This is a genomic window from Stenotrophomonas sp. 22692 (assembly GCF_052045015.1).
GTDB classification, from domain to species: Bacteria; Pseudomonadota; Gammaproteobacteria; order Xanthomonadales; family Xanthomonadaceae; genus Stenotrophomonas; species Stenotrophomonas geniculata.
In genome coordinates, this window is sequence record NZ_JBQEMR010000002.1 from 342,211 (window position 1) to 356,878 (window position 14,668).

Consider the following 14,668-nt stretch of genomic DNA (forward strand, 5'->3'; position numbering starts at 1 on the left):
CGGCGGGATCTCCATGGAAGCACCTGCGGCCCGCGCCCCCCAGCTACAATCCAGTACAGTTTCAAATAACTGTACTGCCCACACTTACAGCACGCTTTCGCCATGACGCGCCCGCTTACCCGCATCGAATCGGTCATCCAGGCCGTCCGTACCCGTATCGGCACGCGGGTGGATGGCCCCGGCTCACGCCTACCCTCGGTGCGTGCGCAGGCGGCGGCAATGGGCGTGTCGGTCTCCACCGTGGTCGAGGCCTACGAGCGCCTCGCCGCCGAAGGGCTGATCAGCGCGCGTGCCGGTTCCGGCTTCTATGTCAGTGGACCGGCCGCACCGCTCGCCCTGGCCGAAATGGAACCACGCCTGGACCGCGCGGTGGACCCGCTGTGGGTGTCGCGGCAATCGCTGGAAACGCCGGCGGGCCACCTCAAGCCGGGCTGCGGCTGGATGCCCAGTGATTGGCTGTATCACGACGGCGTGCGCCGCGGCCTGCGCCGACTGGCGCGTGCCGATGCCATGCAGCTGGTCGACTACGCCGGTCCGCTCGGGCTGCCCGCATTGCGCCAGCTGCTGCAACGGCGCAGCGCGGCGCTGGGCATTGATGCACCGATTGAGCAGATCCTGCTGACCGAATCCGGTACGCACGCGGTCGATCTGCTCTGCCGTTTCCTGCTCAAGCCCGGCGACTGCGTGCTGGTGGATGATCCGAGCTACTTCAACTACCACGCGCTGCTGAAGGCGCACCAGGTGCAGGCCATCGGCGTGCCGTACACGCACAGCGGCCCGGACCTGGAGGCGTTCGCGCAGGCACTTCAGGCGCATTCGCCACGGCTGTACATCACCAACTCGGGCCTGCACAACCCGACCGGCGCGGTGCTCTCGGCCAGCACCGCGCATCGGCTGCTGGGGCTGGCCGAACGCAGCGAACTGATCATCGTCGAGGACGACATCTTCGCCGACTTCGAACTGCAGCCGGCACCGCGCCTTGCTGCGCTGGATGGGCTGTCTCGGGTGATCCACGTCGGCAGCTTCTCCAAGACCCTGTCAGCCGCTTCGCGCTGTGGCTACATCGCTGCACGCCACGACTGGATCGAAGCGCTGACCGACCTGAAGCTGGCCACCAGCTTCGGCGGCGGCCATCTTGCGATGCAGTTGATGCACATCGCGCTGACCGACAGTGGCTATCGCCGCCACATGCAATCGGTGCGCTCGCGCCTGGCCGATGCGCGCCGCCACACACTGCGGAAACTGCACACGCTGGGCATCACGCCGTGGCTGCAACCGGAAGCCGGCCTGTTCCTCTGGTGCCAGCTTCCCGATGGCCGCGATGCTGCTGCGCTGGCACGGCAGTGCCTGCGCGAAGGCATCGTGCTGGCCCCGGGCAACGCGTTCAGCCAATCGCAGCGCGCGGCCGACTATGTGCGTTTCAACGTCTCGCAGTGCCAGGACCCGAGGATCTGGCAGGTACTGGCACGCGCGCTGCGTTGAGCTGGTAATGCGCGACCAGCGCATCCACCACCACGCGCACACCCGGCAGCTGGCCGCGACGATGCGGCAGCAGCACGCTGGTGGTGACTTCGCCGGCATGCCACGCCGGCAGGACCTGCTGCAGGCGGCCAGCAGCGATGGCCGCCGCACACAGGCTGTAGGGCAGCACGGTGATGCCAAGACCCGCTTCTGCCGCCGCGATCAGCAGCTGCGATTCATTGCCGACCAGCGCCACCTGCGGCTCCACCTGCACGGTGCCGGCGTCGGCGCTGTGCAGCGTCCAGCGCGTTGCATGGCGCGCGGTCAGCAGGCCGGCATGCGCGCGTAGCTGCTCGGGCGTGTCCACTGCCGGCGCGGCTGCCAGATAACCAGGGGACGCCGCCAGCACGATGCGTTCGCTACCGAGCATTCGCTGCACCAACCCGGAATCCGGCAGCGGACCGAAGTGGCTGCGCAGGGCGATGTCGATGCCCTCCTGCGCCAGATCGATGAAACGATCACTCACTTCAACTTCGATGCGCAGCCGCGGATAGCGGCGGGCCAACGCGGGCAGGCACGCGGCGAGCTCGCCCTGCACCACCGGAATCGAAGCGCTGATGCGCACGGTGCCGCTGGGTTCGGCCTGGCGGTCGCGGACAATGGCCTCGGCAGCCTCTACCTCCGACAACGCCGCGCGTGCGCGTTCGAAGAACGCCTGGCCGACCTCGGTCAGCGCGAAGCGGCGCGAACTGCGTTGCAGCAGCCGCACCTCGAGGTGTTCTTCCAGCAGCGCCACGCGCTTGCTAAGGGTCGAGCGCGGCAGGCCCAGATGGCGCCCACCTGCGGCGAAACCACCCTGTTCCACTGCGGTCACGAACAGGGCCAGATCATTGAGGTTGAGCATGCGCAACGTCCACACGTGTGGACTTCAGGATGCCATTCGGACGGCTTCAGCGGAAATGTCCATGCTGGCACGCTTTCCTCACCCGCCGCATCGCGGCTCGAACCGGAAATCTGCCATGACCCCGATCCTCTTCTACGGCGTGCCCTCGGGCTGCTCGTTCGGCTCCATCGTTGCACTGGAGTGGCTGCGCCAGCCTTACCAGCTGTGCCGCATCGACATGCCCGGCCAGGTGCAGGGCGAAGACTACCGCCGCCTCAATCCACTGGGCGAAACCCCGACCCTGCGAACCCCGCAGGGCGAGCTGCTCAGCGAGAGCCTGGCCATCCTCAACCACCTGGCCGCGAAGGGCATCGCGCAGGGGCTGGGCTTCGCACAGGGCACGGCTGGCTTCGATCGCCTCAACCACCGGCTGGCCTATCTCAACACCAGCTTCTTCGGTGCCTACGCGCCGCTCTGGCACGCACTGGAGCATGCGGAAGGTGATGAAGCCGAGGTGCTGGGTGCCTATGGCACGACCAAGGTGCGCCACGCCCACCAGGCGCTGGAGCAGATGATCGGTACGGGCCCGTGGCTGCTGGGCGAACAGCGCAGCTTCGCCGATGCCTACTTCGCCGGCATCGCGCGCTGGAACGACTATCACCAGGTGGTCGACCGCCGCGAGTTCCCCAGGGTGCAGCAGCTGTTCGAACGCCTGCAGGACGACGCGGGCGTGCAGTTCGCCCACGCCATCGAAGCGCAGCAGCCGGCAACCAGCAGTGGTGGCTTCCTCGGCGAGGTGAGGCTGGAAGACGTGCTTGAGGCCGCAGCGGCCTGAGCCCTGTGCTGTCTCTGCGGCAGCGGCGCGCAATGCCTCTTGCACGCCGCGCTACAGTGGTCTGTCCCCGTCGAAAGAATCCGCACATGTCCACGTTCTCCGACCCGCAGGCGGTGGCCCGCTATGCCGAAGCACCGCTGCGCCAAGTGCCCGGTTTCCTCGCGTTGCAGCAGATGAGCCGCCTGCTGCTGGCCGAACGCGTTCCCGCACAGGGCCGCGTGCTGGTACTCGGTGCCGGTGGCGGGCTTGAGCTGAAGGCCTTCGCCGAGGCACAGCCGGGCTGGCAGTTGCTCGGCGTGGATCCGGCCGCACCGATGCTGGCCCTGGCCGAACAGACATTGGGTCCGCTGAAGTCGCGCGTGCAGCTGCTGGAAGGCTACATCGACGATGCGCCCGATCTGCGCTTCGACGGTGCCAGCTGCCTGTTGACCCTGCACTTCCTCGACGCCGCGCAGCGCCTGCACACGTTGCGCGAGCTGCACCGGCGCCTGCAGCCCGGCGCGCCGCTGGTGGTGGCGCACCACAGCGTGCCGCAGGATCCGGCCGGCAAGCTGCGCTGGTTGCAGCGCTACGCGGCGTTCGCCGAAGCCTCGGGGGTTGCCCGCGCCGATGCGCAGCGCGCGATCGAGGCCATTGCCGAGCGGCTGCCGCTGCTGGCGCCCGAGCAGGAGGTCACCCTGCTGCAGGAGGCCGGCTTCGACGACGTGGAGCTGTTCTATGCCGGCTTCAGCTTCAAGGGCTGGGTGGCGTACGCCAGGTGATGCCTACGGCACCACGGTGATGCCGATGCGCTGCATCAACAGCGCCACCTGCTGCACGTCCAGCGTGGCGCCGCGCAGGTTGGTCCTGCGCAGGTCCAGCTCGCCCAGCTCGGAGTTGGTCAGATCGCAGTCGGTGAAGTTGGCGCTGTTCCAGTCGATGCCCTCGAACTGGCCGCCGGACAGGTCCGAGCCGGCGAAGCTGGCGCCACTCACGTTCGCACCGTCCCAACGGTTTTCCCATAGCTCGCACTTCTCCAGCGTCACCCGCGAGAAGTTCGCGTAGCGCAGGTTCGACTTCTTGATGAAGGCACTGCAGAACCCGCTGCGCGTGGTGATCTGGTTCATGAAGCTGGCGTTGCTGAAATCCGCGCCCTGCGCGCGGCACTCGCTGATCTCCAGGCCCAGTGCCTTGATGAAGTTGAAGTGGCACATGCTGATGTCGCAGCTGCGGAAGCTGGCTTCCTTCAGCGTGGCGCCGTTGAAGCGACAGCCGGCACGGCTGTCGGCATCGTAGAAACTGCAGTTGATGAACTCGGTGCCGGTCAGGTCCGCGCCGGAGAAATCGCACTTGTGGAACTGCTGGTCGACCACCTTCTGGCCGGTGTACTGGTCTGCGCCGATGCGCAGCTCGCGGTGAACGGTGGGGGACATCAGGGATTCCATGCCAGGTGCCCCGCCATGATGCCGGGCCGCGAGGGCGATCCATAGACCCCAGGCGCCGGCGGGTTCACCGGCAGTCCAGCCACCCTGTGTCCACTTCCACCCATTGCACGTTGTTGCACGTTAATGCACGAATGTGCAGACTTGCAGCATGAGCTCCGTTCCCAGCCCCCTCCCCGCCCAGCGCACCCGGCAGATCCTTGAGGAACTGCGCCAGCAGGGCCGCGTGGTCGCCGCCGAACTGGCGCGCCGCTATGCCGTCTCCGAAGACTCGATCCGCCGAGACCTGCGCGAGCTGGCCGCACAGGGCCTGTGCCAGCGTGTCTACGGCGGCGCCGTGCTGCCACCGCCGAAGGAACGCCCGCTGCGCGAGCGGCTCACCCACGACCGCAGCGACAAGGCCGAGCTGGCCGCCCGCGTCTGCGCGCTGCTGCAACCCGGCCAGGTCGTACTGCTTGATGCCGGTTCGACCAACCTGGCGATCGCCCAGCAGCTGCCGACCGCTCTCGGGCTGACGGTGATCACCAATGCCCCGCAGATCGCCACCGCCGCCAGCATGCTTGAAGGCACCCTGGTGCAGCTGATCGGCGGCCGCCTGGCCAGCGGCGGCGGTGCGGTCGGTGCCGAAGCGTTGGCCCAGGTGCAACGCCTGCGTGCCGACGTGTACCTGCCCGGCCCCTGCGCGGTGGACGGCGACACCGGCGTGTGGGCGATGGATGCCGAGGAAGCCACGCTCAAGCGCGCGATGGTGGCCTGCAGCAGTCGCATCATCGTCGCCGCCACCACGGAAAAGCTCGGCGCCCGCGGCCACTGGCAGATCGCCAGCCTCGACGAGATCGACGATCTGGTGCTGACCACCACCGCACCGCCCGCACTGGCGGCTCGCTTCCGCGCCGCCGGTATTGCGGTGCACCCCACTCCTCCCTGACCGTACCGCTCATGTCCCTTGCCAACCGCGCGCGTGCCGAACAGCACGCGACCCGCGCTGCATTCTTCATTCCCGGCTTCGCCACCGCGCTGTGGGCCACGCTGGTACCGTTCGCCAAGGCACGCACCGGGATCAATGACGCCACGCTGGGCCTGGTACTGCTCTGCCTCGGTGCAGGTTCGCTGCTGGCCATGCCGTTGTCAGGCGTGCTGGCCGCGCGCCTGGGCTGCCGCCGGGTGATGGTGGCCAGCAGCCTGCTGATCTGCCTGACCGTGCCCGGCCTGGCATTGGCCAGCTCGGCGTGGGCGCTGGGCCTGGTGCTGTTCGTGTTCGGTGCCGCCGTGGGCGCGATGGACTGCACGATGAACGTGCAGGCCGTCATCGTCGAGCGCGAAGCGCGGCGGGTGATGATGTCCGGCTTCCATGCCTTCTTCAGCATCGGCGGTTTCCTCGGTGCGGCTACCATGACCGTGCTGCTTTCCGCACAATTGCCGCCGGTAGCGTCGGTGCTGATCGGCGTCGGCGCCATGCTGCTGGCGTTGCTGCTGTCAGCAGCGTACTGGCACAGCGAACGGATGCCGCACGACACCCCGATGCTGGCCCTGCCGCACGGCATCGTGCTGTTCATCGGCGTGCTGGCGTTCGTTGCGTTCCTCGGCGAAGGTGCGATGCTGGACTGGAGCGCGGTGTTCCTCAGCGATGTGCGTCGCGTCGATGCCAGCCTCGCCGGTATCGGCTATGTGACCTTCACCCTGACCATGACCATCGCCCGTCTGTTTGGCGATGCACTGGTGGCACGCGTGGGCCGCCAGCGCGCGATCGTGTTCGGCGCTCTGCTTGCTGCGGCTGGCGTGCTGGTGCTGACCCTGGTCACGCCGTGGCAGGCGTCGCTGGTGGGCTATGTGCTGGTCGGCCTCGGCTGCGCCAACATCGCGCCGGCACTGTTCTCGCTGGCTGGCCACCAGACCCGTATGCCCGGAGCCTTGGCGATCACCGCCGTTTCCACGCTGGGCTTCGCCGGCATTCTTGCCGGGCCGGCGCTGATCGGCTTCGCCGCCAACCATTTCGGCCTCGTCGCCGCGTTCATCGGCGTGGCCACGGCCTTGTTGCTGGTGGCCGTGTCCACACGCTGGCTGCGGGTGTAGCCCAGTGCATCAGCGCCGCCTGCGCCGCAGCTTCATCCGCAACCGGCGGTAGCCGATCACCGTGGCCGTTGCACACAACGCAGTGCCCGCAACGCTCAACAGCAGCAGAACAGCCAACCGGGCGGTGTCGAAGCGCAGCATCGCAGGCAGGTCCCAGCTGTGCAGGAAGTAGAACAGCCAGCGCCCCACCCGCTCGCGATACCCCATCGTCAGCAATGGATCGCCGGTGGCCAGGTCGAGGTAGACGCGCGTCGCCTCGGCATCGCCGAAATCCACCACCGCCACCGGGAAGCGGCGCACCGCTGCGCCGTTCATGGCTTCCGGTGCACGTGGGTAGAAGTACGCATCCGCTGCATGCTGGACCCAGTACCCCTGCATGGGCGCGTCCGACAGCGCCCGCACCTTCTGCTGCAGCCACCCGGCCGGCAGCAACCGCGCAACCTGCAGATGCCCATTGCTGCCGGACACGATACGGGTCTCGCCCTGTCCGTCCAGCAGCACCGCGAACAGCTCGCCACCGATGCGTCGCCACTGGATCTCCACGGGCTTGAACCGCTCGGCCTCGACGGCCGCCAGCAGCGCCGTCGGCTCACCCAATGCGCCATCCACCGCCACCGTGCCACCACGATAACATCCGCTGTCGATCGCCTCGCGCGTGCTGCTCAAGACGCCCAACGGGTTCATCGACATCAGCCCGCTGAAGATCCAGGTGAACACAAACGCTGCAGCCACCAGCCCGATCAGATGGTGCCAGCGCATCCATGGTTCGACGTATGGCGTCTTTGCACCCGAACGGTAGTGTCCACGGAAACGCCAGCGCCACACACCGACCACGATGCCGCTGACTGCGGCCACCATGCACAGCGCGGACAACACGATCACCACCCACGTCCACGCCGGGTCCACCGACTGCATGCGCAGGAAGTACAGCCAGTGCAGCCAGGCACCCACATAGTTCCAACGCTGCTGCACATGCGGTGCGTCCAGCACCACTTCGCCGGTGTGCGAGGACACATACAGGTCACCCGGCTGCGCGCCCCCTACCTCCACCCGGTACAGCGGCCGGTGCGCGTCCAGCGCGCGCGAGTGCGTCCAGCGATCCTCATCCACGCGCATCGCGCCGACGAACGCCTGGCCGCCAGCAAACTGCGCAGCGGATGCTTCGGCACGCTGTGCCGACACCGGCAGCAGAACCTGGCCGGTGCGCGCAGACCAGGCGCCCACGTTGCCGCCGCTTCGCACCACGTACGCTGGCTCGCCGCGCAGCGTCGTCAGTGCCACGGCCTCCGGCTCGGCCTGCACGGCGGCCGGCAATGCCGACAGCCCCTGCCAGCCGCGGGCATCCCCCAGCACCGGCAACGCCGCCAGCCGCTCACCCGGCGTCAGCTTCGGGTAGCCGACGAACAGCATCACCATGCCACTCACGAACCACAGCAGCATCAACAGGCACCCACCAATGCCCAGCCAGCGATGCACCAGGTAGGTCCAGCGCCTGGCGGTGGATCGCAGCGTCATGGCCGGCCTCCTCAGAAGCGATGGTCGACGGTGAATTCGGCGCGCCGGTCCGCACCCAGCAGCCATTGCGTGCTGGTGTAGTACGCGGTGGCGTAGTACGCCTTGTCGAACACGTTGAACAACCGCGCGGACAGCCGCGTGCGCGGCGCCGCCTGCCAGGTCAGCGCCAGGTCGGTGGTGCTGTAGCCGGGAAGTTCCAACGCGTTGGCATTGTCGGCGTAGCGCTTGCCGACATAGCGAACACCCGCCGCTGCGCTCCAGTCCGGCAGGAACTGCCAGCTCAACCATGCGTTGGCCAAGCGCTCGGCCACGTTCGGCGGCACGTTGCCATCGCGCGACACCAGCACCGCCGGCGAACCGGTGGTTTCCAGGAAGTCCTCGAATTCGGCCGTCAGCACCGTCGCGTTGGCATCCAGCGTCCAGTGCGGCGCGACATTCCAGGTCAACGACGCTTCAATACCGCGCGAGGTCTGCGCGCCCACCTGCACGCGGCGATCCGGCACCAGCGGATCGCGGCTGAGCAGCCCGGTCTTGCGGATGCGGTACGCCGCCAGCGTCCACTCGCCACCGTCGAAGGCCTGCTTCAGGCCCACCTCGATCTGCCGGCCCTTGGCCAGATCGAAGGCACCGTTGGCTGGGCTGATCATCAGCAGTCCACTGACCGGGTCCGCCGCCTGTGAGTACTGCGCGTAGAGGCTCAGCGTCGGCTGCAGCGCGAATACGGTACCTGCACGCCAGCCGGTGCTGCTGTAGGTCTTCGAGAACGCGTTCTGGCCACTGATCAGATCGGTGCGATCGATGCGCGCGCGGTCGTGGCGCAGTCCACCCAGTACCGACCAGCGTTCGCTCAACGCCAGCCGGTCCTCCACGAACAGCGCGTACTGCTCGGCGCGGTTGCGATAGCGCGGCAGGTTGGGCGCATCGCTGGCGAACCGGCCTGGCACCGGATCGAACGGATCGACCGGGCCCGAGCTGCCGGCATAGGTGTTGTTGGTGTGCTTGAAGTGCGCACGATTGGCATCGAGGCCCACGGCAAAGCGGTTGGTCAGGCCCGCGATGTTTCCTTGTACCCGCAGTGTCGAGGTCAATCCGGTCTGGTCCTGGTTCTGGGTGATCTCGGTGTTGCCGGAGCGATCGATCAAACCGGTGGCGCGGTTGTAGACATAGGCCTCGGCATTGCGCCAGTCGCGCTGGCTGTCGATCTGGTAGACGCGGGTGCGCCATTCCACGTTCGAGGTCGGCGTCCACAGCGCATCAAGTTGGGTCCAGCGGTCGCGATAACGGATGTCGCTGTCTTCCACGTTGTAGTTGCGATGGCGAAGTGCTTCCAGCTGGTGGCCATCCACCAGCGGCGTGCCGAAGTAGCGCATCGGTTTCTGGTAGCCCTGCGCATGGGTGAGCGTCAGCTGCAGATCCGTGCGCGGCTGCCACAGCAAGGCACCGGAGAAGGTCGCGTCCCTGTTGCGTCCGCGATCGACCCATCCACCGCTGTAGTTGCCACTCACGTCCAGCCGATAGGCCAGGTCCGGGGTCAACGCACCGCCGCTGCCGAAGCCCAGGCGCGCAGTATCCTCGCTGCCGACGGTCACGCTGATCTCGTTCTCGATGGCGCTACGCGAGGGCTTCCTGGGCACGATGTTGATGACCCCGCCAATGGCGCCATCACCATGGATGACCGAAGCCGGGCCGCGCAGTACTTCGATGCGTTCGATCGACCAGGTATCGAACGGGAAGGTGATGCCCACGCCGCCGTACTGGCGAAGCCCGTCGTACAGGCGCATCACCGAGGCGCCATCGGTGAAGCCACGGCTGGACAACGCACTCAGGCCGTTGCCCGGGTGCGGCATCGCACTGATCGCGCCTGCCCGGCTGATCGCATCATTGAGGTTGGTGTCGCCCCGCTGTTCCAGTTGTTCGCGCGAGATCACGGTCAGGCTGGCCGGTGTCTGCAGCACGCTCAGGCCCAGCGCAGACCCGGCGCTGGCGGTGGAAGACAGTTCACCGCTGCGGGTGTCGACCACGCGCACGGTATCCAGCGTGGTCGGAGGTGGCGCATCGGCGGCAAGGGCGGGCACGGCGTACAACAGGGACATGCACAGCGCAGGCAGTGTCGCCCTGCGCAGGCGCGCGGAGTTGGGGTTGGTTTTCATTTGTTCACGGCATGCAAGGCCACCCCGCAATGGCAGGGCAGCAATCAGAAAGGGGCAAACACGCGCGTGCGGGCACCGGCCGTGGCCGGCAACCTCATGGAAGAACGTTCAGTGCAACACGCGTGCGGCTCAGACGGCCATCAAGGCCGGCGGCCCACGCGCTCCCAATGTGCCGCTGATCCGCTGCGGTAACGTCTGCACCGCACCGCGCAGCGCGCGGCACACCGGTGCCATCGGCGCCAACAGCAACACTGCCGCCACCAGCAGGGTGATCAGCCGTGCAGCGATCAGGCAGTAATCGCAGTCCACACCCATCTCATGGTCGGCGTGTGGATCGGCAGCCGGCTTCGGTGTCGATTCCCCGTTCTGCATTGCCATCGCGTGATGGTCATGGTGCGCTTCCATCGCGTGCTGTGCATGCTCTGCATGCATCGCGTGATTCAAGGCTGCCACCGGTGCGGTGGCCGCAACGTGGTCATGCGCCAGCCAGCGGCTCACCAGCGGGGCGAGCAGCACCAGCAGCATGGCAAGCCATGCCAGGACCTGGAACCGGCGGTGGAGGACAGAACGACGCACGCCACCATTCTACGGGGCGATGGCCAACCTTGGACCGAGTTCAGGGTTTCCAGAAAGGTGGTGCGACGTTATGACGCAGCCGCGGACGCAGACGCTCTCCACGGCCCCAAAGGGGGACGGAAGGCGGCCTTACAGCCCCTTCCGTCCCCACATCGCATTGCTAGAACCGCGCGGGCTGCTGCACCGCACGTTCCAGGAACATGACGCCCGCCTGCAGGCTGTTGCGGGCGTTCTCCAACCAGCGCTCCGGATCGGCCACCGCGAATCGCTCCTGTGCATCCACATCACCCGAGTCGGCCAGGTCAGCCAGCTGCAGATGGATGTGGTTCTCCACCAGGCTCACCAGCACGGCGAGCTCGGCCGACAATCCGGCGATGCGTTCGGTGAAGCCAGCGTCGTTGCTGTTCAGAGACATGTCCCCTGTTCCTATGCGTTGCGGTGTTGATGGATGGCTTCGAAACGCTCGGCACAGGCAGGACCACAGAACAGCCTGGCCGGATCGTTGTCGAAGTCTTCGCTGCAGTCCGGGTTGTGGCATTCCCCAATGGGCCTGAGTGGGGCAACGCTGCGGGCCCGCGTTGCGTGCTGGGCCAGTGCTCGTTGCAGATGGCGCGCGTCCAGTTCCTGCGCTTCGTCGATGGTGTCCGTCATGCGGGTTGTAATTTATCGAGGGGTCGTCGCACTGATTGAGAACGTCGCGGCCGCGGCCTGCGGCGCGCATGTGGCGTCAGGCCGGGGCATTTCATTGAGGTCGGCTTCAGTCATGCAGGCTCCTTGTGCATGGGCGCCCTGGCGGGCGTTCGAGAGAGAGTGAAGGGCCGCGTCGAACGGCCCGGCCATCATCCGGAAACCGGTTCTCGCCGATTGCGACACAAGACGGCGATGATGCGGATCTGCGATCGCAGTCGCATGTTCAACCGCGTGGAGCGCCTTTGGCGGATCCAGGGACAGCAGGTATCCAAAGGTGTTGCAAATGGCGGATCCATCGGACACCATGACCACATCAACACCCTCCATCACCTACTGACCACTTCGCGTCGGGCCGCCGCCGCATGGCCTGCACAGCGCAGGCATCGCACAGCGCCATTGCCATCCACGGTCGCTGTGCATCGAACAACGTTCCAAGGGGGTCCCGCCGAATGTACACACCGCACCCAACGCAGGACGTCGTCCCGGCGTTCCTGCAGGCCATGCATGCACACGGCATCGTGCCGGACGCACGCGGACGCGATGCACTCAACGCCGACGGCACGCTGGTGCGCTTCCACGTGGAGGGTGACCGTCGTGGCACCCGCAATGGCTGGGCGGTCCTGTTCGGCGACAACGTGCCCGCCGGCGAGTTCGGCAGCTGGCGTACCGGTACCCGTCACGCCTGGTGCGCGCAATCACCGGCCACGCTGAGTCCCACCGAGCAGCGCGCGATCCGGCAACGCCAGGAATCGGCCCGGACCGAACGGGAGCGGCAACAACGCGAGCGCGAGGATGCCGCAGCCAAGGCCGCCAACGTACTGTGGCAGCGGGCCATGCCCGCCGACGACAGCCACCCCTATCTTGCCCGGAAGGGCGTGCACGCTCATGGCCTGCGCGTGGCAGCGTGGCCGGTACGCAACAGCGACGGGCTGGTGTTCCGCCACATCGAGAATGCGCTGTTGGTGCCGGTGGTGAACACTGCCGGACGCATCGTCTCCCTGCAGGCGATCCTTCCCCGCACCGACCCGGCACTGGGGCGCGACAAGGACTTCCTGGCCGGTGGCCGCAAGCAGGGCTGCTTCCATGTCATCGGCAAGCCATTGCCCGGGCATCCCATCGCCATTGCCGAGGGCTATGCCACCGCGGCATCGATCCATCAGGCCACCGGCTGGTGCGTCGTGGTCGCGTGGGATGCGGGCAACCTGACGGCCGTGGCCCGTGCCTGGCGCAACGCCGTACCCGATGCCTCGTTCGTGCTCTGCGCGGATAACGACCAATGGACGCGGCAACCACTGGAGAACCCTGGTGTCAGCCAGGCCACGCAGGCTGCGGTAGACATCGGTGCTCGGGTGGTCTGGCCGGAATTCGCCATCGTGCACGGCGACGATGATCGCCCCACCGACTTCAACGACCTGCATCGGCGTGAAGGCCTGGAAGCACTGCGCGCGCAGCTGCTTGCCGACCCACCGTGCGCGCCGGGCGAAGTCCCCGCCGACAGCGGCACACGCTCCCCGGCCGCCGCGAGCTACCAGGTTCCCGGCAACCTCTCCGCCTTCGATACCTTCACTCCGTTCCCCGACAGCAGCGCACGCGGCCGCCCGTTGCCGACCGCGCGCAATCTCGCCGAGCTGTGCCGCCGCACCGGCGTTACGGTGCGTTACAACGTCATCCGCAAGGACCTGGAGATCCTGGTGCCGGACCTCCAGTCCACGATCGACAATGCCAAGGAGGTTGCCGCCGGCGAAGTGATGGACTGCATGCACCGTGCCGGCATGGCCACCGCCAGCTTCGAGACCAACCTGTGCCAGGTGGCCGAAGCCAATCCCTACAATCCCGTTGCCAGCTGGATCACCTCGCAGCCCTGGGATGGCCACTCCCGCCTCCAGGCGTTCTTCGACACCGTGCAGGAAGCCCAGCCCACGCGCATGGCCGATGGCCGCATCCTGAAGGAGGTGCTGATGCGGCGCTGGCTGATCTCCGGCGTGGCGGCCGCCTTTGAACCGGATGGCGTGGTCGCGCGTGGTGTACTGACCTTCGTCTCCAGGCAGAATCTGGGCAAGACGCGCTGGGCACGGCAGCTGGCACCGGCCGAACTGCAGCTGATCGCCGATGGCGTGGTACTCGACCCCACCAACAAGGACAGCATCAAGCAAGTCATCTCCAAGTGGATCGTGGAGCTGGGTGAGGTCGACGCCACCTTCCGCCGCACTGATATCGCCGCGCTGAAATCATTCATCTCGCGCAGCCACGATGAAATCCGCCGGCCTTACGCACGCACCGAATCGCGCTATGCGCGGCGCACCATCCTGTTCGCCAGTGTCAACGACGAGCGCTTCCTGCGTGACGCGACCGGCAACAGCCGCTGGTGGACCGTGCATGCCGTGGCGTTGGGTGAACCGGCGCGGATCGACATGCAGCAGGTGTGGGCCGAAGCCCATGCGCTGTACCGCAACGGCGAGACCTGGCACCTGTCCGGCGAAGAGCTGGATGCGCTCAATGCCACCAACAGCGAGCACGAACCCATCTCGCCTATCGCCGAGCTGATCGATCGCCACTTCGACTGGTCCCTCCCCGCCGAGCATTGGAGCACGCACTACCGTGCCACCGAGATCGTCATCGCGGTGGGCATCGACAGACCGAACCGGCGCGAGGTCAACGAGGCCGCCGCCTACGTGGTGAAGCGGCATGGCGTGCGCACCCGCGTGGTGGGCAAGGAACGGGCAAAGGTATGGCTGATGCCACCGCGCAGCCGCAGCCTGTCCGAACACATCGCAGGACCGTTCTGATGCCACGCACCCATGATGGCCGCGAAGTCGGCAGCGACAGCGCCGAGTGGCGCCTCGACTGCGAGGCACGGCGCCTGCTGCAACTGGCGGGCTACCGCTGCATCGACGCTCAAGGGCGGTGCAGAACGATCAGCCCGCGCCGGCATCGCCAGCAGTACCTGGCGCGCGTACAGGCCACCCGGGGTCCTGTGGAGCGCGAGCGATTGGCGTCACTGGCGGTACGGCAATGGATCGCCAATCCCCCCTCCCAGCCCGCCGAGGATGCAAGTAGATGAAAG

At 67.1% G+C, this 14,668-nt stretch carries 14 protein-coding genes; 7 read left to right on the top strand and 7 right to left on the bottom strand.

Translation table 11 applies throughout. From position 1 onward, the window contains the following. Window positions 1-102: 102 nt before the first annotated feature. A complete protein-coding gene (locus ACTJJM_RS03895) occupies window positions 103-1,482 on the top strand; it encodes an aminotransferase-like domain-containing protein (protein WP_109814092.1) in 1,380 nt (459 codons plus the stop codon). Here the strand turns inward: ACTJJM_RS03895 and ACTJJM_RS03900 are convergent. Then, window positions 1,421-2,365: a LysR substrate-binding domain-containing protein gene (locus ACTJJM_RS03900; protein ID WP_241873735.1), complete on the bottom strand. Its 945-nt coding sequence runs from the start codon at window positions 2,363-2,365 to the stop codon at window positions 1,421-1,423. The genes ACTJJM_RS03895 and ACTJJM_RS03900 overlap by 62 nt on opposite strands. Before the next feature lie 115 nt (window positions 2,366-2,480). On the opposite strand from ACTJJM_RS03900, the gene ACTJJM_RS03905 reads away from it, so the two are divergent. Next, window positions 2,481-3,179, top strand: coding sequence for a glutathione S-transferase family protein (locus tag ACTJJM_RS03905; RefSeq protein ID WP_010483737.1), 699 nt, complete (start codon window positions 2,481-2,483; stop codon window positions 3,177-3,179). Window positions 3,180-3,265: 86 nt separating this feature from the next. Further along, window positions 3,266-3,940, top strand: coding sequence for a methyltransferase (locus ACTJJM_RS03910; protein WP_049481382.1), 675 nt, complete (start codon window positions 3,266-3,268; stop codon window positions 3,938-3,940). A 3-nt stretch (window positions 3,941-3,943) separates the two neighbouring features. Here ACTJJM_RS03910 and smqnr read toward each other — a convergent pair whose 3' ends face one another. Then, entirely contained in the window at window positions 3,944-4,591 is a 648-nt protein-coding gene (gene smqnr / locus ACTJJM_RS03915) for a SmQnr family pentapeptide repeat protein (RefSeq protein WP_126559839.1), read from the bottom strand. A 160-nt stretch (window positions 4,592-4,751) separates the two neighbouring features. Between smqnr and ACTJJM_RS03920 the strand changes: the two genes are divergently transcribed. Both ACTJJM_RS03920 and ACTJJM_RS03925 read left to right on the top strand, forming a co-directional pair. After that, a complete protein-coding gene (locus tag ACTJJM_RS03920; RefSeq protein ID WP_241873733.1) occupies window positions 4,752-5,528 on the top strand; it encodes a DeoR/GlpR family DNA-binding transcription regulator in 777 nt (258 codons plus the stop codon). Window positions 5,529-5,539: 11 nt separating this feature from the next. Further along, entirely contained in the window at window positions 5,540-6,673 is a 1,134-nt protein-coding gene (locus ACTJJM_RS03925) for an MFS transporter (protein ID WP_241873732.1), read from the top strand. A gap of 9 nt (window positions 6,674-6,682) precedes the next feature. On the opposite strand, the gene ACTJJM_RS03930 is transcribed toward ACTJJM_RS03925, so the two are convergent. The 5 genes from ACTJJM_RS03930 to ACTJJM_RS03950 form a co-directional block, all read right to left on the bottom strand. Then, the gene (locus ACTJJM_RS03930) at window positions 6,683-8,188 is read right to left on the bottom strand and encodes a PepSY domain-containing protein (RefSeq protein WP_440865164.1); all 1,506 of its coding nucleotides are present in this window, start codon (window positions 8,186-8,188) and stop codon (window positions 6,683-6,685) included. 11 nt (window positions 8,189-8,199) lie between these two features. Beyond that, window positions 8,200-10,338: a TonB-dependent receptor gene (locus ACTJJM_RS03935; protein ID WP_241888559.1), complete on the bottom strand. Its 2,139-nt coding sequence runs from the start codon at window positions 10,336-10,338 to the stop codon at window positions 8,200-8,202. 129 nt (window positions 10,339-10,467) lie between these two features. Continuing rightward, complete coding sequence (locus tag ACTJJM_RS03940) at window positions 10,468-10,863, bottom strand: DUF2946 family protein (RefSeq protein ID WP_019336919.1); 396 nt, start codon at window positions 10,861-10,863, stop codon at window positions 10,468-10,470. A 211-nt stretch (window positions 10,864-11,074) separates the two neighbouring features. Continuing rightward, window positions 11,075-11,329, bottom strand: coding sequence for a hypothetical protein (locus tag ACTJJM_RS03945; RefSeq protein WP_005408345.1), 255 nt, complete (start codon window positions 11,327-11,329; stop codon window positions 11,075-11,077). Between the two features lie 11 nt (window positions 11,330-11,340). Continuing rightward, window positions 11,341-11,565 carry a hypothetical protein gene (locus ACTJJM_RS03950; RefSeq protein ID WP_010483754.1) on the bottom strand — a complete coding sequence of 75 codons (225 nt, stop codon included), beginning with the start codon at window positions 11,563-11,565 and terminating at the stop codon, window positions 11,341-11,343. 488 nt (window positions 11,566-12,053) lie between these two features. Between ACTJJM_RS03950 and ACTJJM_RS03955 the strand changes: the two genes are divergently transcribed. Together ACTJJM_RS03955 and ACTJJM_RS03960 are read left to right on the top strand one after the other, a co-directional pair. Beyond that, on the top strand, window positions 12,054-14,390 hold the full coding sequence (locus tag ACTJJM_RS03955) for a VapE domain-containing protein (protein ID WP_197601890.1): 2,337 nt from the start codon (window positions 12,054-12,056) through the stop codon (window positions 14,388-14,390). Next, window positions 14,390-14,665: a hypothetical protein gene (locus tag ACTJJM_RS03960; protein WP_049410201.1), complete on the top strand. Its 276-nt coding sequence runs from the start codon at window positions 14,390-14,392 to the stop codon at window positions 14,663-14,665. The genes ACTJJM_RS03955 and ACTJJM_RS03960 overlap by 1 nt, the downstream gene beginning before the upstream one ends. Window positions 14,666-14,668 lie beyond the last annotated feature (3 nt).